This window comes from Peribacillus folii, from assembly GCF_030271255.1.
Classification (GTDB): domain Bacteria; phylum Bacillota; class Bacilli; order Bacillales; family DSM-1321; genus Peribacillus.
Genome location: NZ_JASJOM010000013.1, coordinates 69,741 through 92,369 on the forward strand (window position 1 = coordinate 69,741; position 22,629 = coordinate 92,369).

The 22,629-nt window shown below is 44.8% G+C and carries 23 protein-coding genes; 12 read left to right on the forward strand and 11 right to left on the reverse strand.

All coding sequences use genetic code 11. From position 1 onward, the window contains the following. Positions 1 to 633 precede the first annotated feature (633 nt). A complete protein-coding gene (locus tag QNI08_RS19455; RefSeq protein ID WP_285769036.1) occupies positions 634 to 765 on the forward strand; it encodes a hypothetical protein in 132 nt (43 codons plus the stop codon). A 246-nt stretch (positions 766 to 1,011) separates the two neighbouring features. Here the strand turns inward: QNI08_RS19455 and QNI08_RS19460 are convergent, their stop codons facing one another. Together QNI08_RS19460 and QNI08_RS19465 are read right to left on the reverse strand one after the other, a co-directional pair. Beyond that, entirely contained in the window at positions 1,012 to 1,560 is a 549-nt protein-coding gene (locus QNI08_RS19460; protein ID WP_285769037.1) for an MEDS domain-containing protein, read from the reverse strand. 31 nt (positions 1,561 to 1,591) lie between these two features. Beyond that, on the reverse strand, positions 1,592 to 1,921 hold the full coding sequence (locus QNI08_RS19465; protein ID WP_285769038.1) for a winged helix-turn-helix transcriptional regulator: 330 nt from the start codon (positions 1,919 to 1,921) through the stop codon (positions 1,592 to 1,594). A 189-nt stretch (positions 1,922 to 2,110) separates the two neighbouring features. Between QNI08_RS19465 and QNI08_RS19470 the strand changes: the two genes are divergently transcribed. After that, positions 2,111 to 2,947: a pirin family protein gene (locus QNI08_RS19470; protein WP_285769039.1), complete on the forward strand. Its 837-nt coding sequence runs from the start codon at positions 2,111 to 2,113 to the stop codon at positions 2,945 to 2,947. Between the two features lie 61 nt (positions 2,948 to 3,008). On the opposite strand, the gene QNI08_RS19475 is transcribed toward QNI08_RS19470, so the two are convergent. Together QNI08_RS19475 and QNI08_RS19480 are read right to left on the reverse strand one after the other, a co-directional pair. After that, positions 3,009 to 3,644, reverse strand: coding sequence for a FusB/FusC family EF-G-binding protein (locus QNI08_RS19475; protein WP_285769040.1), 636 nt, complete (start codon positions 3,642 to 3,644; stop codon positions 3,009 to 3,011). Between the two features lie 121 nt (positions 3,645 to 3,765). Beyond that, entirely contained in the window at positions 3,766 to 4,029 is a 264-nt protein-coding gene (locus tag QNI08_RS19480) for a CD3324 family protein (protein ID WP_285769041.1), read from the reverse strand. Positions 4,030 to 4,374: 345 nt separating this feature from the next. On the opposite strand from QNI08_RS19480, the gene QNI08_RS19485 reads away from it, so the two are divergent. From QNI08_RS19485 to QNI08_RS19500, 4 genes are all read left to right on the forward strand, one after another. Continuing rightward, complete coding sequence (locus tag QNI08_RS19485; RefSeq protein WP_285769042.1) at positions 4,375 to 5,019, forward strand: SDR family oxidoreductase; 645 nt, start codon at positions 4,375 to 4,377, stop codon at positions 5,017 to 5,019. 217 nt (positions 5,020 to 5,236) lie between these two features. After that, positions 5,237 to 6,103 (forward strand): ATP-binding protein, encoded by an 867-nt coding sequence (locus QNI08_RS19490; protein WP_285769043.1) that lies wholly within the window; start codon positions 5,237 to 5,239, stop codon positions 6,101 to 6,103. A 15-nt stretch (positions 6,104 to 6,118) separates the two neighbouring features. Continuing rightward, a complete protein-coding gene (locus QNI08_RS19495) occupies positions 6,119 to 8,035 on the forward strand; it encodes a vWA domain-containing protein (RefSeq protein WP_285769044.1) in 1,917 nt (638 codons plus the stop codon). Between the two features lie 158 nt (positions 8,036 to 8,193). Beyond that, positions 8,194 to 8,892: a hypothetical protein gene (locus QNI08_RS19500; protein WP_285769045.1), complete on the forward strand. Its 699-nt coding sequence runs from the start codon at positions 8,194 to 8,196 to the stop codon at positions 8,890 to 8,892. A 441-nt stretch (positions 8,893 to 9,333) separates the two neighbouring features. On the opposite strand, the gene QNI08_RS19505 is transcribed toward QNI08_RS19500, so the two are convergent. Beyond that, positions 9,334 to 9,564, reverse strand: coding sequence for a hypothetical protein (locus QNI08_RS19505; RefSeq protein WP_285769046.1), 231 nt, complete (start codon positions 9,562 to 9,564; stop codon positions 9,334 to 9,336). Between the two features lie 24 nt (positions 9,565 to 9,588). Then, positions 9,589 to 10,305 carry a DUF4261 domain-containing protein gene (locus QNI08_RS19510; RefSeq protein ID WP_285769047.1) on the reverse strand — a complete coding sequence of 239 codons (717 nt, stop codon included), beginning with the start codon at positions 10,303 to 10,305 and terminating at the stop codon, positions 9,589 to 9,591. Positions 10,306 to 10,565: 260 nt separating this feature from the next. Here QNI08_RS19510 and QNI08_RS19515 point away from each other — a divergent pair, with 260 nt between their 5' ends. Beyond that, positions 10,566 to 11,282, forward strand: a complete 717-nt coding sequence (locus QNI08_RS19515) for a YebC/PmpR family DNA-binding transcriptional regulator (RefSeq protein ID WP_285769048.1) — start codon at positions 10,566 to 10,568, stop codon at positions 11,280 to 11,282. Between the two features lie 96 nt (positions 11,283 to 11,378). Here QNI08_RS19515 and QNI08_RS19520 read toward each other — a convergent pair whose 3' ends face one another. Continuing rightward, the gene (locus QNI08_RS19520; RefSeq protein ID WP_285769049.1) at positions 11,379 to 12,785 is read right to left on the reverse strand and encodes a polysaccharide deacetylase family protein; all 1,407 of its coding nucleotides are present in this window, start codon (positions 12,783 to 12,785) and stop codon (positions 11,379 to 11,381) included. 185 nt (positions 12,786 to 12,970) lie between these two features. Between QNI08_RS19520 and QNI08_RS19525 the strand changes: the two genes are divergently transcribed. Both QNI08_RS19525 and rsiV read left to right on the forward strand, forming a co-directional pair. After that, on the forward strand, positions 12,971 to 13,486 hold the full coding sequence (locus QNI08_RS19525; protein WP_285769050.1) for an RNA polymerase sigma factor SigV: 516 nt from the start codon (positions 12,971 to 12,973) through the stop codon (positions 13,484 to 13,486). After that, entirely contained in the window at positions 13,471 to 14,343 is an 873-nt protein-coding gene (gene rsiV, locus QNI08_RS19530) for an anti-sigma-V factor RsiV (protein ID WP_285769051.1), read from the forward strand. The genes QNI08_RS19525 and rsiV overlap by 16 nt, the downstream gene beginning before the upstream one ends. 52 nt (positions 14,344 to 14,395) lie before the next feature. On the opposite strand, the gene QNI08_RS19535 is transcribed toward rsiV, so the two are convergent. Further along, a complete protein-coding gene (locus QNI08_RS19535; protein ID WP_285769052.1) occupies positions 14,396 to 14,620 on the reverse strand; it encodes a hypothetical protein in 225 nt (74 codons plus the stop codon). Positions 14,621 to 14,947: 327 nt separating this feature from the next. Between QNI08_RS19535 and QNI08_RS19540 the strand changes: the two genes are divergently transcribed. Both QNI08_RS19540 and QNI08_RS19545 read left to right on the forward strand, forming a co-directional pair. Next, positions 14,948 to 16,441, forward strand: a complete 1,494-nt coding sequence (locus tag QNI08_RS19540) for a peptide MFS transporter (protein ID WP_285769053.1) — start codon at positions 14,948 to 14,950, stop codon at positions 16,439 to 16,441. A 397-nt stretch (positions 16,442 to 16,838) separates the two neighbouring features. Then, positions 16,839 to 18,113 (forward strand): MFS transporter, encoded by a 1,275-nt coding sequence (locus tag QNI08_RS19545; protein WP_285769054.1) that lies wholly within the window; start codon positions 16,839 to 16,841, stop codon positions 18,111 to 18,113. Between the two features lie 405 nt (positions 18,114 to 18,518). On the opposite strand, the gene bioA is transcribed toward QNI08_RS19545, so the two are convergent. The 3 genes from bioA to QNI08_RS19560 are packed head-to-tail and all read right to left on the reverse strand — an operon-like array spanning position 18,519 to position 21,168. Beyond that, positions 18,519 to 19,901 (reverse strand): adenosylmethionine--8-amino-7-oxononanoate transaminase, encoded by a 1,383-nt coding sequence (gene bioA / locus QNI08_RS19550; protein ID WP_285769055.1) that lies wholly within the window; start codon positions 19,899 to 19,901, stop codon positions 18,519 to 18,521. After that, positions 19,898 to 20,605, reverse strand: coding sequence for a dethiobiotin synthase (bioD, locus tag QNI08_RS19555; protein ID WP_285769056.1), 708 nt, complete (start codon positions 20,603 to 20,605; stop codon positions 19,898 to 19,900). The genes bioA and bioD overlap by 4 nt, the downstream gene beginning before the upstream one ends. Further along, the gene (locus tag QNI08_RS19560; protein ID WP_285769057.1) at positions 20,584 to 21,168 is read right to left on the reverse strand and encodes a biotin transporter BioY; all 585 of its coding nucleotides are present in this window, start codon (positions 21,166 to 21,168) and stop codon (positions 20,584 to 20,586) included. The genes bioD and QNI08_RS19560 overlap by 22 nt, the downstream gene beginning before the upstream one ends. 268 nt (positions 21,169 to 21,436) lie before the next feature. Here QNI08_RS19560 and bioF point away from each other — a divergent pair, with 268 nt between their 5' ends. Next, entirely contained in the window at positions 21,437 to 22,600 is a 1,164-nt protein-coding gene (gene bioF, locus QNI08_RS19565; RefSeq protein ID WP_285769058.1) for an 8-amino-7-oxononanoate synthase, read from the forward strand. Positions 22,601 to 22,629: the final 29 nt, after the last annotated feature.

Sequence of the window (22,629 nt, forward strand, 5' to 3'; positions counted from 1 at the left end):
TTCTTACTGGTTTACTAAGAATTGAATCTAAATAAAAACCCGCTTCCAGATCAGAAGAGGGCTTCTTCCTATCAATGTGCATCTTGCTTCTTTGAATTGATACGTTAATCGAATATAGTAAATTCATACAAATGGTACACTTAATACAATTGATTGTCAATCCTGAATATTCTAAAAATAAACTTTTGAATCGTCAGATGAATCAAAAGTCGAAAAAAATGGAACTGGAAATCAAGCGAGAAACGGAACTCGTGAGTAAACGGCTCAATTCGCGAGTAAAGCACTAACTGAACTTATGAATCAAGAAAACAGATAAAAAATGGCAGAAACTCACGCGGAAAAGCTCCATATTCAGGCCCAAATCGGAATTGGCGAGTAAATCGGCTCAATTCGCGAGTAAAGCACCAACTGAACTTATGAATCAAGAAAACAGATAAAAAAATGGCAGAAACTCACGCGGAAAAGCTCCATATTCAGGCCCAAATCGGAATTCGCCAGTAAAAGTGCCGAATTCGCGAGTAAAGTGCTCAAATTGGCGAGTAAACCACCAACTGAACTTATGATTCAAGAAAACAGATAAAAAAATGGCAGAAACTCACGTGAAAAAGCTCCATATTCAGGCCCAAATCGGAATTGGCGAGTAAATCGGCCCAATTGGCGAGTAAAAGTGCCGAATTCGCGAGTAAATGGCTCAGATTCGCGAGTAAATGGCTCAGATTCGCGAGTAAAGCACCAACTGAACTTATAAATCAAGAAAACAGATAAAAAAATGGCAGAAACTCACGCGGAAAAGCTCCATATTCAGGCCCAAATCGGAATTGGCGAGTAAATCGGCTCAATTGGCGAGTAAACGGCCCAAATTCACGAGTAAAAGTGCCGAATTCGCGAGTAAACTGCTCAAATTGGCGAGTAAACCACCCAAATTCGTGAGTAAGGCATCTCAAGCTTGCAAGTTAAACGGCATTCAACATAAAAAAATCACGCGTAGGGAGGTTTTCCTACGCGTGTTGTCTATTTTATGCTTGGAGCAGGCAGGTATCGTTTGGATGCGATGATAGCATCGTCGATAAGGATATAGGGGTGTGTTTCCAGCAGGATTTTCTCGAGGTGTGCTGGCATTTTGGGTTGTGCGTATGCGCAAATTAAGGGAAACGACAGCTGGTTTACGGCTTCGTCTACTATTCTCTCGAATTCTTCTATGATGTCCAGGGGCTCATTGATGGTGGCCCACTCGACATGTGCCCATGATCGGAAGGAAATCTTGTTTTCGATATAGGGCTGGACCATTTTATTAAAGTATTCCTCAATTGCAGGAGGATGATAGCTCCCGCTTGAACAATAGAAATCGAAGTTGTTCACGAAGTGAATGGACTTCATTTGATCGTCGGTCAATCGTTTGCACAGCTCTTTGTGAATAAGGGGGTATAAGCGGTCATTTTCGACCAGGATGGTGTACTCTCCAGCCAAGATACCGTCTTGGATAAATGTTAAAACTTGTTCGATGTAATGGTCCATATCATTGTAGGGATATAGAACATGAAGGCCAATTTCTTTTTTCACTATTCATTCCTTCTTTCAGCCTATCGTTTTTTTATTGTTGGTGCTTCCTGGCCAAATGAGAGGCACCCCATTCATGCATCATCTCCAGTACGGTTTGGAGTGTCTTGCCGTATTCGGTCATCGAATATTCGACCTTGGGCGGAACTTGAGGGTAGGTGACCCGCTGGATAACACCTTCCTGCTCCAATTCACGAAGATGTGCGGTTAGCATTTTTTGGGTAACGCCGGGCATGACCTTTTGAAGTTCATTAAACCTCATGGTCCCATTATGAAGTAAATTGAGCAAAATGGCGATTTTCCACTTGCCAACGATCATATCCATCGTTGTTGCAACTTTACAATTATACGGTTTATCAAGCATTATATGCGCCTCCGGTTTTGTGTTCATTTTAACTGGATTGGCCAGAAACTGCAAAACCATTGAAAAACCAGCGCATTACGTTAAGGTTTCTTTAAAGAAACTATGTCTCTTTAAAGTGCCTACTTCATTTACCTCAAGTAAAGCGACATAATGTTCTCATGAGGAGTAACTTCAAGGAGGCAATCAACCATGGACAAAAACGTTTTAAGCCGGGGGATAAAAAATGTTCGGACCCCAAGTTTTCAAAAAAATAGCGAGATTCATACAATGGCTTGGGTGGTCGAGCCCGGGAATTGGAAAGAACATGATCCTTTTTTGCTTATGGCTCATGATCATATGCAGAGCGGCGTCTTCGGCCTTCATCCGCATCGGGGGATCGAAACGGTCACCTTCTTGATGGAGGGCACCCTTAATCATTATGACAGTAAACATGGGAAGGGGGTCCTTTATCCTGGCGACGCTCAATGGATGACGGCAGGTCAAGGGGTTGAGCATATTGAGGATGCGGCAGAAGGAGAGACGGTCAGCTTGCTGCAATTATGGGTGAACCTTCCTGCAAAATCGAAGATGGTTCCTTCCAGATACCAAGACTTGCGCAGGAATGATATGGTGACGATCCAAGAGGAAGGAGCTGAAATCCGAATATTTTCGGGATCCTACGGGAATGCAGCCGCTGAAACGGAAAATGTAGCGCCGGTGACGATGCTTGAGCTGAATATGGAGGCGGGAGCAACGGTTAGTCCTCGACTCCCGGGGTCTTACAATGGCTTTTTGTATATTTTAGAAGGCGAAGGCGAGTTTGGCGTAAATCAAAAGGCCGGGAGGAAAGGGCAGGTTCTCTGGATGGGGGCTGCCGGGGATGCTGAAGAGAGCGAGATAAGGATTGAAGCACACAGCAGGATGCGCATCATGTTATACGCTGGTGAGCCAATTGGGGAGCCGGTGGTGGCGAGAGGCCCTTTCGTTATGAATACGGAAGAAGAAATCGTTCAGGCTTTTGATGATTATCGCAACGGTAAATTTTGACGGGTGCGGAACTCGTACACAGCAAGCAATCCTTCGATGTGGAAGGATTGCTTTTTTCCTCTTATTTCAGCCTCGCGATGAGATCGGTCATTTTCTCTAAAGTGGTGATGTTTTGGTTGCACTTCATGCTGTCGAGGCAAATGTAGTTGCCTTTTTTAATGAATGTTCCTTGGATCGTGCCTTTTGTTTCGGACATGAACATTCCTATTTCTTCAAAGCGGCTGCAGATGGCGCACATCCCTTTTTTATTGGCTGGCTTAATCGTACCGTGCAGTCCGGTGAATGTTTCATGATGAGGAGCAATGATGAATTTCTTTCCAGATCCGCCATCATCCCAGCCTAAGTAAGAAATCTCCCTTAAATCGATATTTTCCAGCAACGGGGCTTTTAACTTCTTTGCTTTTGGGAATAATTTCTTTATCGTTTTTTCGTTCACTTGTTTAAAGGGAATGACATATGGCTTGATGTGTAAAAGAAACTCCTCGGCCTGTGCGGGGTCTTTAATCGTATCAACCGGGTCCAAAAGCTGCATTTGCTCTTCATTCAAGTCGCCGAACAAATGTAATACTCGTTCTTTGGAAACGGTCTTCAAGGTATGGATCACATCTCTGTCGTTTGCAGTGGCGTGGCCGTTTATGAGGATCTGTGTTTGTAATTTAATGAAGTTATATTGCTCGCTTCTGATAAAAGGTTCCATTATCTTCACTCTCCTGTTTTTACTTTACCGAAATCGCTATCGCATGGAAAGGGGGGAAACGGCTAAGAAGTGTTCTCGGCATATGAAAAAGCACTGATATCATCATCAGTGCTAGCTTGTGTTAGTTAGAATAAACGATTTTCTTGATGGTCTCCACGGAAAGAAAATGTTCTTCGGCCAATTCCAGCATCGTACGGCCGCTTTTGAATGCAGATCTGATGGCTGCATTCCGGTCATCGAGCAGTTCCCTTGTTCCCGAACACGTTCCCCATTTGCGGCGTGTCTTTTCCGGTTTAGGAATGTATAGGGTTTCACCTTGTACGTACTTTTGGATTTCAACGATTAGCCTTTCAGGCAAAACGGCCGTTGCTTTTACATACTTCATTTTTGCCAGCCCCTTATTCTTTTTTTAAAATGAAATAAGGTGCAAAGCCAAATATCGGAAATGATAGGTTGGGCGATTTAGATTAAAACTGATTCTTTCCCATGCAAAGTATCGCCTCCAATACTAGGCTTTGCATGAGACGTTGCAGAAGGCGGCATTAAGGTACGCATTGCCAATCTTCACACCTCCCGGATGGTTTATTGTCATTATTATAAGGTAGATGCAGATGATTGCCAAACATTTTCCAAAAGGATGGAAACGGGCGGGCTGATTGTTTGATAATGAGCTTCGTCCATGAAATAATCTGTAATGAAACCAAACTAACCATTATGGGGGCTGACTTTAATGAAGGTATTCGTAGTTGGGGCAAATGGGCAGATCGGTAAATACCTGGTGGACCTGTTGAATGAAAGCAAGGACCATGATGTACGGGCAATGATCCGGAAGGAAGATCAAAGAAGGCACTTTGAGAGAAACGGAATCGATTCCGTTGTGGTCAGTTTGACCGGATCGGTGGATGAGCTTGCGAATGCGGCAAAGGGCTGTGATGCCATCGTCTTTACAGCAGGGTCCGGCGGAAGCACGGGTGCAGATCAAACGCTGCTGATCGACCTGGATGGTGCCGTTAAAACGATTGAGGCGGCAGAAAATCTGGGCATCAGGCGATTCATCATGGTAAGTGCTTTTCAGGCGAATAATCGCGATAATTGGAATGAGGCGATCAAACCGTATTATGTGGCGAAGCATTATGCCGATAGGGCCTTGCTGCAAAGCGATTTAGAATATACCATCATTCGGCCGGGCGGACTTGTGAACGAACCGGGAACAGGCAAAGTGACGGCAGCTGAAGGGGCGGAACGAGGGTCGATTTCACGGGAAGATGTCGCTCGGACGATACTGGCAGCATTGACTGAAGAAAATACGTACAAGCGGTCCTTTGATTTGGTTGCCGGGGAGACAGAGATTCCGGATGCGTTGAGAAGTATGTAAGGGCGGCCTGAACGCTTTCCAGATCATTGTACGGTAGTAGGAGCTACTAGCGTTATTTATAAAAAAAACCGATTTCCATAGCATGTGGGGAATCGGTTTTTCTTATATTGAGCATCCCCATCAGCATTCGTGCGCTTCACAGCACCGTTCTTTTTCTTCGTGTTTGTTTTTAGTGGGAAAGAGCCTTAAAATGTACAAAAAGGGGTGTAGGAACATAATGATGAATGAATTGCCAAAAGAAATCGCCAATATATTAGAAGCAACCAAGAAAAATCCTGCTCAATTTGAGGAATTGATTCGCCCAGGAGGCTATCTGCCTCCGGAGATGGACTTGATGGTGGATGCCATCACCGCCTTGAGCATGGGGAAAAACATTCTCTTGAAAGGTCCGACAGGGGCGGGGAAAACAAAATTTGCCGAAACATTATCACATCTATTCAACCAACCGATGTTCAGTGTCAACTGCTCGGTCGATTTGGATGCCGAAAGCTTATTGGGCTTCAAGACATTATCCTATCAAGAGGAAAAACAGGTGATCGAATTCGTTCCTGGACCTGTCATCAATTCGATGAATCACGGTCACTTCTTATACATAGATGAAATCAACATGGCCAAGCCGGAAACACTGCCGCTGATCAATGGGGTGCTCGATTACAGGCGGACGATCACGAATCCTTTCACGAACGAGGTCATCACCGCAAAGGCTGGGTTTAATGTGATTGCGGCGATCAATGAAGGATATGTGGGCACGGTCCCGCTGAATGAAGCGCTGAAAAACAGGTTTGTCGTCATCGAGGTTCCCTATATTGAAGGGGAGCAGCTAAAGCAACTGATCGCGACTAACACAAAGCTAAAGGATTCAAGACATATCGACTTGTTCGTCAAGCTGTCGAGTGACTTGATAAACGCGGTCAATCAAGGAAAAGTCGCCGAAGATGCCGCATCGATCCGGGCTTTGCTGGATGCCTGTGATCTGAGTGTTTTGATCCCGCCGAAACGGGCGATCCTTCGTTCGATCGTCGATAAATTGGACGAGGAGCGGGAGCGGGAGTTTGTGAAGAATCTGGCGGACACATTATTCTAACTAGGAGAATGCCTCATGAAGTATATCCGGTTCAATGATTCAATAATCGATACGGCTCTTTTTTTGCAGCTGCAGGATCTTTCGACTGTCTTATCCGGTATTTCGGATCTTGAATTCGAATACAATTATGGCTCCTTCATCGACTTGATCGAGAATAAGGTCACAGCCAGCCATTTTTGGGAAAATGGCAATAAGGAAGTGAAGGAAGCCGGCCTGAAAACGGACGTCCTCCTGAGAACGATAGGTACGCTGCATTATTCTTCCATTAACAGCCTGAAGGATTATCAGGATATGATGGCAGAAGCCTCGCTTCCGAAGTTTGCGGCCCAATTGTTCGCCTTATTGGAAGACCTGCGCTTGGAAGAGCTGGTCAAGAAAGAAAGACCGGGCACGAAAAGCTGGTTTTCGGTAAGGGGCGCTTACCTTAAACAATATTTCGAAAGCCAACTGGCGACGAATGTGACCAGGAGCTTTGCCCTGGATGAATTATACTGCCTCATTTATTTACTGCTTCAATCAGACCGGCCGGATCCGATTTTTCCGCGAGCCAACATCCGGCAGCTGGAGGAGCTGGAGAAAATCAAACCGTACATCCATTCCGTATTTGAAGCGAGGAAAACGGATGATATCACAAGAATTTGCGAGCAAATCATTTTTCGGCTGAACGATGAGTATGAGGATACGATGAATGAGTACTTCATCTACCCGATCGCCCATGTCGATAAGTACAAAGCCAATACGTTATTTGACGAATTGACCAGGAATGATGAATTGCTCAATGATGATGCGGAAGATGTGGATGAAGAGAAGAGCGAGTTCATTGATGAAAAGTTCTCGACATGGCATCGGGAAAACAAGAACGGCGAGAGTAACTCGACCTTCCTCCAATTTGAATTGGAGCAAGGAACGAAAACAAGCCTGATGGGCGGGGGAGCACGTGAAGCGGAGGATGCCGACCAAGCATTGGCATCGATCCAAGGTTCGTCCGGGGAAAGTCAGCAAAAGGAATACAATCAGCAGGAAACGCTGGAGAAGAAGCAAACGAACACCGGCAAAAGCGGTGAACATCCATTTGGTGAAGACAATAAAGACGTCGTTCCAATCATCAAGGAAGCAAAAGTGCCTACACTTGCCGAGGAAAAACGGTATCGTGAGTTTGTCGCGGACATTGAGCCATTCAAGCGAAAACTTTCGAGCACGATTGAAAAGACCCTTGAAAATAAAAAGAACGCACCTAGAAAAAATTTGCTTTTTGGCCGTTTATCGCAGAAATTACTGCCGCTTGTACTCGATGAACATCCAAGGGTCTTCTATAAAAAGAACCAGGATTCGAATGAACTCGATGCCGTATTTACCTTACTTATCGATTGCTCGGCTTCGATGCACACCAAAATGGATGAAACGAAACGAGGCGTCGCCCTGTTTCATGAAGTGCTGAAAAAGTTAAGGATTCCCCACTCGATCGTCGGTTTCTGGGAAGATGCCAATGAGGTGAGGGATGGCTATCAGCCGAATTACTTCCACGTGATCCAGTCACATTCCGATTCCTTGTATGGGAATTCGGGAGCGAAAATCATGCAGCTTGAACCGGAAGAAGACAACCGTGATGGATATAGTATCAGGGTCGCGGCCATGGAATTGGAAAAAAGACGAGAAAAAAACCGGTTCTTGCTCGTGTTTTCCGATGGTGAGCCCGCAGCAAGCGATTATGACCAAAATGGAATCGTCGATACACATCTTGCTGTATCGGAGGCGCGAAAAAAAGGAATAGAGGTCATAGGGCTGTTTTTAGCCGACGGAACGATTGAAGAAAGTGAAGAAAAGACAATGAAAAATATCTATGGCAAAGAACGGCTGATGGTTCCGAGCGTAGCGGAGCTCCCGGAGCAATTCACACCGCTCTTGAAAAAGCTATTGCTGAAGACCATTTGATCGAAAGACCGCAAGAAAACACAGGATGACGTTCCCTGTGTTTTTTTTGCGTGGTAAGTTGCTGGCAACAAGCGAATATATTGATGAAGATACATCAAAAAACGGGTGATTTCTTTTAGCTTGGTTTGGGTAAACCATTAGGAAAGGAAGTGATCGCTTTGACGAATGCATTGTTTATGCTGCTATATATGATCATTATTGTTCTGGTTATTGAAATATCGGTTACACTGTTGAAAATGACGGGATTGAAGTCGAATGTAGCCAGATTCCAAGTGATATCCATGCTGACAGGCACGGGATTCACAACCGACGAATCGAAATCGATCATCGACCACCCCGTGAGAAGGAAAATAAGCATGTTTTTGATTTTATTTGGTGTTTTCTCCCTTGCGGTGATTATTTCATCAATCAGTACATTACTTAGTGATGATCTGCGCTTGACGGAGTTGACGATCATCATTGGAATATTGGTCGTTTTGACTGTTCTCATCAAGTCGCCGTTCATGAATAACCGAATATCGGCTAAGATGAAAAGTGAATTGTATAATCATTATGAGCTGTGGGAACATCCGATAGAAGACATTCTATTTTTAGAAGATAATGATGTGGTCATGGAGATTGATATTTACGAAAAATCCGAGTTCATTGATGTCAAGGTGGCTGATATTTTCTCGCAAGATGCGGACATCAATGTTTTATTTATTGAAAGTGGGGAAGTGAAGCTCAGAAAAGAGCTATGTGCGTATAAAATCAAACTGGGCGATAATCTGTTTTTATATGGAAATAAAAAAGAAATCGAAGAGACGTTCTCGAAGGAAATCGAAGTGATGAAGAAGAAGAAAAGTGCAGCTGAGTGAAAGGGAGACTTCCATTGCTACAATCATGGATTTCGTTTCACAGCAGGCGCTTAAGCTTTTTAGTGGCTTTCCAGTAGCGTCCTTAGGCTTGCGCCATAGACTCTTATTCCCGATAAGCTCGCGCCTGCCATTCCACTCGACTCGGCATGAACATCCTCCATATCCAGAACCAATCCTTCTGTAAAATGTCTATATTATAAGGAACATTTTATTATCACTTTTGCCTATGGGTATACGAGTAAATAAGAAGAAGGACTTTATTGCAAACTGTAGATGGCGTATTTTGACTTGCGAAACCAACTATTGGTGCAGGATAGTTTAGTAGTAGTTTAAAGTTTATATAGATAATAAAGGAATTTCATTATGGTCAAAAAGAAGCTAGTTAAAAAAATGAAAATTGGGTGTATGAGCAGCTAATCCGCTCTTAAAAAACATCATGGTTTATTCACCCGGGGAAGATGAACAATATGAGTTAGCGGCAAATGCATTCGCTAATACAGTGAAATCAGCAGTACTCCAAGGATTTGAAGTGGCCGTTGAAACTTTGTTCAACAATTGAGCCGGAACTTTCATGGATTTTGGAACCTGGGTGATCCAAGCCTCCCAACCATTCCATCGATACTTGATGCTCCCAGCCAAAGCAAGTATGGTGGACAACTCAACGATTCTCAAGTTTGTCCACCATTTGCACCGGTGCTATTTGCTGGCACCCAAATTCCATAATCCGCAGGGGTTGTAGAAGGGATGGTCCTCCTCGTACCTGAAATCCTGGAGGCTCGTTAAGGTGAAGTCCGGTGCTTCCTGCTGGATGCTGAAGGTTTCACCGTTCTTAAAGATAGGCCGTTCACCGACATGGTAGTAATTGAAGGTGTTGAGCAGGGCAGCGGCTTCCTTGGGACTCATTGTATTAAGTGTCACGGCATCTGGAAGTCCAAAGGCTTTCATTCCGAAGGAACAGTAATAATCTTCCTCTCCGATGATCGTGACAAAATGGGCATAAACCGAAAGGAGATCCGGGCTTTGATGGAGCTTAAGCCAATCTTCCTTCGAATGGGCAAGGCCAGCCGTTTCGATTTTAACCGCGATACCGCCTGCCTTCAGGATCGCGGCTCCGGCATCGATTAAATCCGCAACAGCCCCTGCAGCGGCTAGTATATAAACGGTAAAGGTATGTTCATTGATTTCCGAAAGTAAGCTTTCCGGGAAACTTCCTTTACTGGCATAGGAAAAGGTCTCTTTTAAAGCTGGTTCATAATCCTGGATCTCTGCCTGAAACGTAAGGTTTTTTTCGTTGTTGTGAAAAATATTCCCGGCCAACAGGTACCCTTCGCTTTTTGAAGCAATCATTTGAATCAATTCTTTCCGGGTTTTCCATTTTCCGGGTATCCCGATGATGATGTTGTTTTCGATCATGAACATCTCTCCTTTCCAATCCCTTCATACTATACCACTCTTGTTATTTTCCATAGTATTTTATAATGGAAGCACGAGCGTCCCCAATGATACCCAGGATGGGGAAGCTGGACTTTTTCAAATTTATGCAATTGATGTATAATATAATCTAGTAAATGTATGGTCGACCTCGAACGGAATTCCCGAGGGGATTCCCTAGTAGGCCAGATATCATCATAAGCTATTCGTATCTATTCAATGATGAAAGAGAGTGAAATATAATGGGTCGTAAATGGAATAACATTAAAGAAAAGAAGGCGTCAAAAGATGCTAATACAAGCAGGATTTATGCCAAGTTCGGCCGGGAAATTTATGTAGTGGCGAAGCAAGGCGAGCCTGATCCGGAATCCAATCAAGCGTTAAGGGTCGTGTTGGAGCGTGCCAAAACATACAATGTCCCGAGAGCGATCATCGACCGCGCGATCGAAAAGGCAAAAGGCGGTTCAGAAGAGAGCTATGACGAACTTCGTTATGAAGGGTTCGGACCGAATGGATCGATGGTCATCGTCGATGCATTGACTAATAACGTGAACCGGACGGCATCCGATGTACGTGCCGCATTCGGGAAAAATGGCGGGAACATGGGTGTCAGCGGATCTGTTGCGTATATGTTCGATGCAACGGCCGTCATTGGCGTTGAGGGAAAAACGGCAGATGATGTCCTGGAATTATTGATGGAAGCGGATGTTGATGTACGCGACATCATCGAAGAAGAAGAAGCTGTCATCGTTTATGCCGAGCCAGAGCAATTCCATGCTGTGCAACTAGCATTCAAGCAAGCCGGCATTACCGAATTTACAGTGGCGGAGCTGACGATGCTTGCTCAAAATGACCTATCGCTTCCAGAAGATGCCCAAGCGCAATTCGAAAAAATGGTTGATGCTTTGGAAGATTTGGAAGATGTTCAACAAGTTTATCATAATGTCGATCTTGGTTAATGAAAAAACGAGCAGCCCTTTGCCTATGATCAAAGGGCTGCTCATTTTCTCTGCATGCAAAAGAGCCTGCTCCGAATGGACAGGCTCTTCTTTTGTTTATTCATGTATGTTGATTCCGGAATGTTCACGGTCCTGCTGTACCTTCTCCAACTCCGAAATGGTGACCATTTGATAGCCTTTGTCATGTAGCTGCTTAATGATTTTCCCGGCAGCAGCGGCACTGGTTTGATAAATATCATGCATCAATATGATTTTGCCATCACTTGCTTTGCTCATCACATTGTTCACAATTTTCTTTTCATTGCGGTATTTCCAATCCTCAGGATCCACATCCCAAAGTACGACCTTCAAATCATCCATATATTCACGCACGTTGGCGTTAATCGCCCCATATGGCGGACGGATCAGGCTTGGCTCCATGCCAGTGGCTTTATCGACAGCTTCCTGGGTGCTTTTGATTTCATCCTTGATCTTCACCTTGTCCAGGCGAGTCAGCTGTGGGTGATCCCATGAATGGTTGCCGATTTCGTTACCTTGTTCGAGCATTTTTTGCAGAACCTCTGGATAGTGCTGTACACGGTTTCCCAGCACGAAAAAGGTTGCATGTGCATCATACTTGGCCAAATCATTTAAGATGGACATGGTATGGCTAGGGTGCGGTCCGTCATCGAAGGTTAAGGCAATGACCTTCTTGGCTGGGTCGATCCAGTCGTTTTTCACAGGCAGCTTGGCGACAATATGCTTGGGCTGCCATTCCTTTACACGATCCTCGTTCAATTCTTCACTTTGATAGGAATCTAGCAAACTATCTTTGAAAAGTTCCTTGTTGATGGCAATCGTATGAACCTTCGTTGAATCATCAGTCTTAACATAGAAAACGAGCGTATCTTTCAGGATTGAAAAAGAATCAAAATTGGCTGCCGTCAGTTGGTTTTCCTTTTCAATGGAACCCTTTGAGCTTTCCTCTTTCTCCCTCGCGGTCAACTCTTCAAAAACAATTTCGGATAGTACGGATAAATAATCAGTATCCTTGGCAAAAATGTCTTCTATGGAGAGATTCTGCTGGGAGGGGATATCATATGTGAAGATTCGCGATTCGCTATGCTTCTTTCCTTCCACCTGTTCATACTTATCGAAGGAAATGGTGAATGTTTGCTTACTGAAATGGAGGATCGTATAAGTGAGGTTAAGCTCTGACGCCTTTACGTCGGAGGACTTCCATTTCATTTCATAGTCCTTGATTTCTTCCTTTATGTAAGCTTCTAGCTGCTTGTCGATATTTTCCACATGAATAACTGGCCGGCTCACCGAATATCCGCCTTTCGTATCGTCCTTCACATACGTTTGGATATCGGCTTCAGGGTAATTTTTATCGTTGGTATAGGCCGAAACGGTCTTCTTCTTATCAAAAGCAAGGCTTTTGATGGCCAGCCCCATCGTACCTGTTGCCGCTATTAGACAAAATAGAAAAATAAAGACTTTTTTATAATTTAATCTCCTCATGATGCTCTCCACCTCGTTTATCATTCTACTATATAGACGCGTCAAAAGCCTTAAAAGTTTGTAAAAAATTTCATTTATTCATATGAAAATATTTCCTTATGATATTTCAAACTTTTACGGCGCTCCAGGCGTCTATCCTTTGTACCTAGGCTACGTAATTTAAAGGTAAGGAGCTCTTTTAAGCAATGAAGAATCTAGATATGAATCAATTATTAGCGGCCAGAATAACCGAACGGCAAGATAATTTGTACAGACTTGCCTTTTACTATGTAAAAAACCAAGAGGATGCCCTTGATATCGTCCAGGAATCGATCAGGAAGGCACTGACCTCCAGCAATAAAATTAAAGACGCGGGATCCATAGACAGTTGGCTTTATAAAATCATTGTCAGGACGGCACTTGATGTTTTGCGGAAGAAAAAGAAGCTGACCGTCGCCGATGATGAAACCATTGAATACCTGCGCAGCGGCGAGGAAGATCACTACCCTGATCTTGATTTGCAAAAGGCGCTCGAAGGGCTTTCGTTCAAGTATCGAACGATCATCGTCCTTCGGTTTTTCGAGGACCTGAAATTGGAGGAAATTGCAGCGGTTCTGGAGGAGAATGTGAGCACAATCAAAACGAGGTTGTATAAAGCACTGCAGCTATTGCGGGCCAACATGACTGAACAGGGGGAAACGAAAAGATGGAAAAAGAATTAAAGGACCTGCGTGAGGAGTACCTTCAAACACCGATACCTAAGGAATTGAAAGATGTCGTTCAGGCTGCCTTGAATGAAAGGCCAAGGAAGAAGCCGAGGGTTGGCAGGAACATCTTGCTGTCAGCGGCTGCAGCCCTTCTGATTGTGACAGCATCCGTGAATATGAGCCCGGCAGCGGCAAAAGCGATGAGTGATATACCGTATATGGAAAAAATCATTAAAGTGATTACATTCGTCGAATGGAAGGAAGAGGTCAATAATTCCTCGGCCATCATCAGGACGCCAGCCATTTCCGGTCTGGAGAATAAACGGCTTGAACAAAGCTTGAATGATAAATACTTATCTGAAAGCAAGCAGCTCTACAAGGAGTTCACTGATTCGATGGCAAAATTAAAGGAAGGGGAAAAGGGAAATCTTTCGGTTGAAAGCGGGTATGAAATATTGACCGATAATGAAACGATCTTATCCGTAGAGCGTTATACCGACACGATTTCCGCTTCCAGCTCTACGGAAAGCCAATTCGATACAGTCGATAAGAAAAACGAAGTGCTGTTGACATTGAACAGCTTATTCAAGGACGATCGCTATCTTCAGGTGATAAGCAGGAACATCAAGGAACAGATGAAGCAGCAAATGGCAGCCGATCCGGATAAGATATATTGGATCGAAGCAGAAGATGATATTGAGCCATTCAAAGGCATTGACGAGAATCAAAGCTTCTATATCAACAAGGACGGTAAGCTTGTCATCGCCTTCGATAGCTTCGATGTTGCCCCTGGATATATGGGGGCTGTCGAGTTCATCATCCCGACCAAGGTCATATCCGGGCTGCTTGTCGGCGATCAGTACATTCATTAGTCCGGTCCGACGTGTTAATAGCCCCACAAAAAAACGAACCAACGTTACCTGACTACAGTAACCTTGGCTCGTCTTTTTTTTGGGCTAAGTTCATTTGATCCAGTTCCAGTCTCATCTTTTCCGTCTCCAAAAGGAAGTTTTCATGTTTCAGTTTTTCGAGCTCCAATTGATCCTTGAGCATATTGTGCTTCAATTTGGTTTGTTTTTCGAAATGGCTTGTGATTATGCCGAGTATGGGAATTGAAAAAATCAGCACTACGGTTATCGTTCCGAGCATTTTTTTGCCTCCTTGCTTTGATTACTACCATTATACGGGGTAACGATCGATTTGGGTTCAGGTTTTTTTACAAGCAGACCATTACTTTTCATTCAGTGCACGTTTAATGATAAACAGATTTATATGGTAATAGTGGGGGGAAGTTAGGGCAATATATCATTGATGGACGCGGAATTTTACTGAAAGGGCTTACATTTTCTAGGGGTTGCGAATGCGACAAAAAACCCTACATAAATTATTTTGAAATTAATTATTTAAATATACTAAATATTTGTTTACAAAGATGAAAATAAAAGTTATTATACAATAATATAAGGGGGGCTAGGTATGGCAACGATTAATAAACAGAAAATTGTGGATAGTGTACCTCAAAAAGGGTTCTTTGGAAATCCAAAAGGATTATTCACACTTTTCTTTACTGAGTTCTGGGAGCGATTTTCCTATTATGGCATGAAGGCCATTCTTGTTTACTATATGTATTATGAAGTTTCAAAAGGGGGATTAGGCCTTGATGAAACGACGGCCCTTGCCCTTGTTTCCATATACGGATCGCTAGTGTACATGTCCGGTATCATTGGCGGCTGGTTCGCCGACAGGATATTCGGGACCTCGAAAGCCGTATTCTACGGGGGAATTCTGATCATGCTCGGGCATATCGTCCTTGCTGTACCAGGCAGTCTCGCCATGTTCTTTGTATCCATGGTGCTCATCGTATTAGGTACTGGATTATTAAAACCGAACGTCTCCAGCATTGTTGGTGAAATTTACGCGGAAAATGACGAACGCCGGGATTCCGGTTTCAGCATCTTCTATATGGGCATCAACCTGGGTGCATTTCTTTCGCCGTTCGTTGTCGGTACGGTTGGTATGAACTACAGCTTCCACCTCGGATTTGGACTGGCGGCAATTGGTATGCTGATCGGGCTTATCGTTTTCGTTGCCACCAAGAAAAAGAACCTTGGACTTGCTGGAACAATTCCTGCCAATCCGTTATCACAAGATGAAAAGAAAGCGACCTTCACTAAAATTGGATTGGGTGTATTGATTGTAGCTGTTCTCATCGGCATCAGTGCCTATGCAGGGATCTTGACGATCAAAACCTTTATAAGTCTTGTAGGTATCCTCGGGATCGTTATTCCGACGCTTTACTTCATTTTCATGTATCGCAGCCCGAAAACGACTTCCGTCGAGCGGTCCCGTTTGATCGCCTATATTCCTCTGTTTATCGCAGCGGTCATGTTCTGGGCGATTCAAGAGCAAGGCGCAACCATCTTGGCTAACTATGCAGACAAACGCACACAGCTTAATTTTGCCGGAATCGAAATAAACCCGGCCTGGTTCCAATCATTGAATCCGTTGTTCATCATTACCCTTGCACCAGTATTCGCCTGGTTATGGATCAAGCTAGGAAAGCGCCAGCCGACCATCCCGCAAAAGTTTTCAATTGGCTTGCTGTTCGCCGGGTTATCCTTCCTGGTGATCCTGCTTCCGGCTTACTTCGGCGGATCGGAGTCATTGGTCAATCCATTATGGCTAGTACTCAGCTATTTCCTCGTCGTGCTTGGCGAGCTTTGCTTATCACCGGTAGGACTTTCAGCGACGACTAAATTGGCTCCGGCTGCCTTCTCGGCACAAACGATGAGCCTGTGGTTCCTGGCAAGTGCGGCGGCACAAGCATTGAATGCGCAAATCGTCAGATTTTACACGCCGCAAACCGAAATGGCATACTTTGGCGTGATTGGTGTTGCTTCCATCATCCTTGGACTGGCCCTTATGGCTTTATCACCAAAGATTCAAGGATACATGAAAGGCATTCGCTAATACCAATGAACTAGGAAGAAGATGACCTTTAATCGGGTCATCTTTTTTTGTTATGAGGACACCAAATTTGCGAGTAAAGTGCCCGAAACAAATGAGCAAATTGTCCAAACTTTGAGGAAAGCGCCAATTCGCGCTTTTCCGTATCTTCTGCCCGAATCGAGCTTTTACCTTTTGTAAGGCGTCTATAGCTATTTAAACTACCACTCCGAACTCCTCCTTTTACAAAAAAACATATAGATATTTCCAATTATGTGTAATACTATCATTTATATGACTAAGCGATTATATGGATTTACCATGATTGTTTCTTGCGTTGGACATTTAAATACATAAAGAAGTGGAGTTTGATAGGGTTTGTGTGGTCATTTCCGCATTCAAGTTAGTTGGGGGTATCTCATTGCAAGTATTTCATCCATTTAAAAAATACAGACCATTATTACCTGAAAAAAGGTTTTCAGCCTTATGCCTATCCGAGTCTCTGTCTACCCTTGGGAACATGGCCCAAGGGATAGCCCTTGCTGCATATGTTTTCACCCTATCTCAATCGATATTCATCTTTGGTCTATTTCTCATCATTCGTTTCGCCCCGCAATTTCTTCTTTTCTCCATTGCCGGGAATATAGTTGATAACTATTCAAGACGGTTCACCTTAACGATCATTAATCTATTGTTGGCCCTCTTAACATGCACGATGGCTTTTAATTCAGATAGCACAACCATCATTCTTGTTATCACATTACTGATCGGGATCATTGAGCTGCCGTATCATCCTGCACTGTCCTCAAGCATTCCAGCTTTGGTGAAGAAAGATCAGTTAGGATTGGCTAACGGGTTAATCGGAATAGTAACAAGCATAGCCAGAGTGATCGGTTCAGCAATTGCCGCATTCGGATTATTGAATGACACTATAATTGGCTTGCTCATGTTCAATGCGATTACTTTTTTCATTGCCGGAGTGATAACCTGGACGAAGCTGCCTACCGCCAATCTAGATAGTGATGCCTCACATGCGGATGATGCTGAGGGGAAATCAACCCATAAGGAAAACGGATGGATGATGAGTGTGGCTTATTTGAAGGAACACAACGTTCTAAAGAATCTTATTTTCGGGTCTTTTTTGATTTGGGGGTGCTTAAGCATCACGGATGTTTTGCTGGTTCCCTTACTAAACTCGACCATTCAAGACGGTGAAAAATATTATGGGGTGTATCGATTCATTGCAGCTCTAGGTATGCTGATCGGAAACTATTTCGCAGTTCCGTGGAGGGAGCGTTATGTATCTTCAAAAATAACTAAATTTGGATATGTCGTCCCATTAGTCATTTTATCCTTCAGCAGTATCGGCATAGCTTTCTCCCCGTTCATACTAGGGCCAATATTATATTTATTTTTATGGATAGCGATGTTTCTGCCTTCCAATTTATTGAATGTTGAGCTTCAATCCACCCCGAATAACATGAGAGGAAAGGTTATTTCGATAGCCGATGCATTGGATGGAATTCTCTTCATTTTATTAACGGGTCTTTTACCTTATTTAGCCCATTTCATCGGCGTGAAAAAATTGCTGATTGCCGCTTCACTCCCGTTTGCCATGATAAGCTTGATTTTAGCCTATAGCTTCATAAGGTCGCTTTATATCTATAAAAAGAACAAAGGCTTGGGGGTAACATGATAACGATTTGAATCGACAATTTTGTTAGTAGCTTATTTTAGACACGCTGGACTTTCAAAATGATAGAAAGCACCATGGAACGACAGCTAGCTCTATGCATATCGCTGCAAATTACTCTCAACCTGCTTTACATCGCGGGAACTCTACCTGAGTTTAACGCTTATGTCGGTGCCATCATATGCTTGAATATCGGATGTGTAAGTCTGGTGATCAGCTTATATTTGATAGGAAGAAAATACAGCTTGGGCATTTCGTTTTTTGGCATTCATCTTTTCCTTTTTCATCATTTTCATTTAATTCCTTCTAGAAGCGGGAATGCCTCCGGAAATTCCATTGTTCGTTTGAAGCTAAAACAAGACCGCAAAGAACCGGAGCACTGGACTTGTTCCGGTTCTTCGTGATTTTTCAATTGGCTGCTGGAATCAATCCTTTATAGATGGCTACCTCCTGTATGGCACGGTACACCGTATCAACCATGACATTCAATTCTTCTTCCGACATGGCGAGGTTCGGCATCATCGTGATGACGGGGCCAAGCTCGCGAATGATCAGGCCATGATGCCGGGCCGTTTGGATGATTTCGGATACGACGTTCTCTTGAAGCGGGAACGGTTCTTTTGTTTGCCGGTCTTTGACGATCTCCACTCCTATCATCAGCCCGCGCTGGCGGATATCGCCGACGATGGGGAGCTCGTACAGCGCCTGCAGTTTCTTGGTTAGCTGTTTGGCTTTCTTCTGGATGTCATGAATGAGCCCGCGCTCCTCCATCAGCTCGATGTTCTTCAACGCCAAGGCGCAGGCGAGCTGGTTTCCTGTATAGGTATGGCCGTGATAAAAGGTCTTATGCTCCTCACGCTCTCCGAGAAAGGATTGGAAAATCCGCTCGTTCATGATGGTCGCCGCTAGCGGCATATAGCCGCCGGTGATCCCTTTGCCCATACACATGATGTCCGGTACGACATCTTCTTGCTCACAGGCGAACATCGTACCGGTACGTCCGAAGCCTACGGCCACTTCGTCACAAATCAAGAGGATCTCGTACTGCCTGCATAAACGCTCCACCTCTTTCAAAAAGCCTTGTGGATGGGTGATGATCCCTGCCGCTCCCTGGACAAGCGGCTCGATGATCAAGCCGGCAATTTCTGCGGATTGCTGCTGCAGCAGTTTTTCCAGCTCATTCAAACAGTGATTTTTCACCGCCTCTTGATCTCCGAGTTCGGTCATGTGATACGTATATGGTGAAGGGGCGGAGATGCGTTCGAACAAGAGCGGCTTGAAGATTCTATGATATAAATCCATTCCGCCCACACTTACAGCTCCTACGGTATCACCATGATATGCTTCGTCAAGGGAGACGAATTTGTTTTTGTGCCGATGCTTGTCGCGATCGATGTTCTGCCAATATTGGTAGGCGACTTTAAGGGCGATTTCGACTGCCGCAGATCCCGTATCAGAGTAGAAGACCTTCGATAACTGACCGGGTGTGACCGCTGCCAGTTTTTTCGCGAGCAAAATCGAAGGCACATTTGCGGATCCGAGCAGCGTCGAGTGCGCGATTTTGTTCACTTGTGCAATAAGGGCGCCATTGAGCTCAGGCTCATTATGGCCGTGGACATTCACCCATAAAGATGCATAGCCGTCGAGGTAGCGATTGCCCTCGACATCGATCAGGTGGCTGCCCTCACCGCGCTCGATGATTAACGGCTTGCTTTCGCGATATGTTTTCATTTGAGTGAACGGATGCCACACATATTCCTTATCCCATTGCTCCAATTCGAAATGGTTCATGCTTTGAACACCTCTTTCAGTTGTTGGATATATCCTTGGTCATCAAGAAGATCAAGGGTTTGGGGTCTCAATTCTTTCCTGACATCGGCAAAAGTGGGCAGGCAGGCAAGCGCCTCCAGATTTGTCAGCTTTTCGATCGTTTCGATATTATCGCGATGAATCAGATTTTCTGGCCGGTAATGGTTATAAATGATCGTTTTAACAGGAATATCGTGGGTGCGGGCATAGGATTGTGCCGTCACGACTTGATGAATCGCGCCCAATCCACATGTTGATACGAATACGGCAGGCATGCCGCAATCCTGGATGAAATCCTTCGTCATATAGAAATCGGATTCCCGTTCAATGAGCGGTACGGCTAATCCGCCTGCACCTTCGACTAACACGATGTCATAGATGTTCTCAAGTTCACGGACCCTTTCCACGGCTTTTTTTCCATCGATTGGACTTCCCGTCAATTTGATCGCCAAATGCGGTGAGGTTTCAGGCTCAAGGGTATAGAATCCTGGATTTTTAACACCGAGTTCTTGCTCGAACCAGGAAATGTCCGGGTATGTATGATTTTCAGCATTGATTCCGGTTTGGAAGGGCTTGAAGATCGTGACGCTTTTTCCCAAGGTTTGAAGTGATAGATAAAGCGCGCTCGTGACGATCGTTTTTCCGATATCCGTTCCGGTTCCGGTTATAAAGTAGGCTTGGCCCATGGATGATTCAGCTCCTTTATATGGATGAATTTGGATAGACGCGGGCGTACTCGTTGGATGATGATGGCACATAGCATGCACAGCAATACATCACCGGGAGCCGGTATGATGAAGCCGTAAAGGACCGTTTGGCCGAGTGAAAGCGGCGCATCTGCGAACCATTTCATCGCTCCGTACAGCCAGATGCAGCCGAATAAGTAAACGGTCAGCAATGTCGCAGCATTGGCAACAAAAATGGAACGGATCGACGATAAATCGAAGCGGCAGATCAGCCATCCGTTAACATAGGCGCCAAGGATGTATCCGAGCAAATAGCCGAAAGTGGGCTTGAATAGATACCCCAATCCCCCGCCCTCCGCAAACACCGGCACCCCGAGCAGTCCGATCCCGACGTAACATACTATACTGAGTGACCCAAGCCGGGGACCAAGCAATGCGCCTGCCAAGTAGACAGCCAGAATCTGCAGCGTGAATGGTATGTACGGGACAGGTATCTTGATTGCGGCGCCTACTGCGGTTAACGCAGTAAAAAAGGCCACATAAGAAATCGATCTTGCTTTCACGTTAACAACCTCCTTTTATTAATAGCTGGCTGGCAAATGGCCCACTACTAGTTTGCCTGATTGATATTTTATATGTCAACCATTTTATATTTAGGTTAACATTTTAAGGGCGACAAAGGAAAATAGGGAGAATTGGTGCTTGGAAAATAGAATGGTTGTATGATATTATTCGTAATTGTGTTAACTTTTTTATATTTAGGTTAACAAATAATTGGTTTGGAGGTTCGTTTATGATCGGACGATTGGTGAGTGACGGGGATCGGACAGGATGATTTGGGAGCAGGAACTGGCTACGCTGAAAGAAAAGGGACTGTATCGGCAATTGCACTCGGTTGAAACGCTGAAAGAAAAGGGACAGGCCTTGGTGAATGGACAACGGATGTTGATGTTCGCTTCCAATAATTATTTGGGACTTGCCCAGGATCGGCGCGTAATAGAAGCATCGGTACAGGCCACTGAAAGATTCGGAGCAGGCTCGACAGGCTCACGATTGACCACCGGCCATTCCATCATCCATGGGAACCTCGAAAGAAAACTGGCTGAATTCAAGCAAACGGAAGCGGCAATCGTGTTGAATACGGGTTATATGGCGAATATGGCAGTATTGACGACCATCGTGGGCAAGGGCGATCTCATTTTATCGGATGAAAGCAATCATGCCAGCATCATCGATGGCTGCCGGCTATCACGTGCGGAAACGATCATATACAGCCACGTTGATCTGGGCGATTTGGAGATGAAGCTGAGGAGCAATCGCGGTTTCAGGAATACCTTGATCGTGACCGATGGCGTCTTCTCGATGGAGGGTGATATCGCTCCGCTGCCTGGCATCATTGATCTTGCCGAACGTTATGGCTCCTTGATCATGGTGGATGATGCACACGCGACTGGTGTGCTGGGCAAGGACGGCAGGGGGACTTCCGAACATTTTGGTGTGAAGGGGAAGGTGGATATCGAGATGGGGACGCTATCCAAAGCGATTGGAGCAGAGGGTGGATTCATTGCAGGAAGCCGGTCTTTAATCGACTATCTCGTCAATAAAGCCAGGCCCTTCATCTTCTCTACCGCATTGCCCCCGGGTGTAGTGGCGGGTGCATTGGCTGCTGTCGATATCATCCTGACCGAACCTGAACGCAGGGTGCACCTTCAAGACATGACCCGGCTACTGTATCAGGAATTGACCTCCCTAGGCTACATGGTGACGGGGGGAGAAACGCCGATCCTTGGCGTCATTTGCGGGGAACCAGCGCAAGCGATGCTGCTTTCGAAGGAGTTACATAAGTACGGCATTTATGCACCAGCGATACGACCCCCGACAGTGCCGGATGGAACCTCCCGCATCCGCCTTACCTTAATGGCGGAACATCAGGAAACGCATATCGACCACGTGATAGCTGCGTTTAAGGCCATCCGTTCCGATCGAAACGGATAAAGGAATAGGAATGTAACATTCAACGGAAA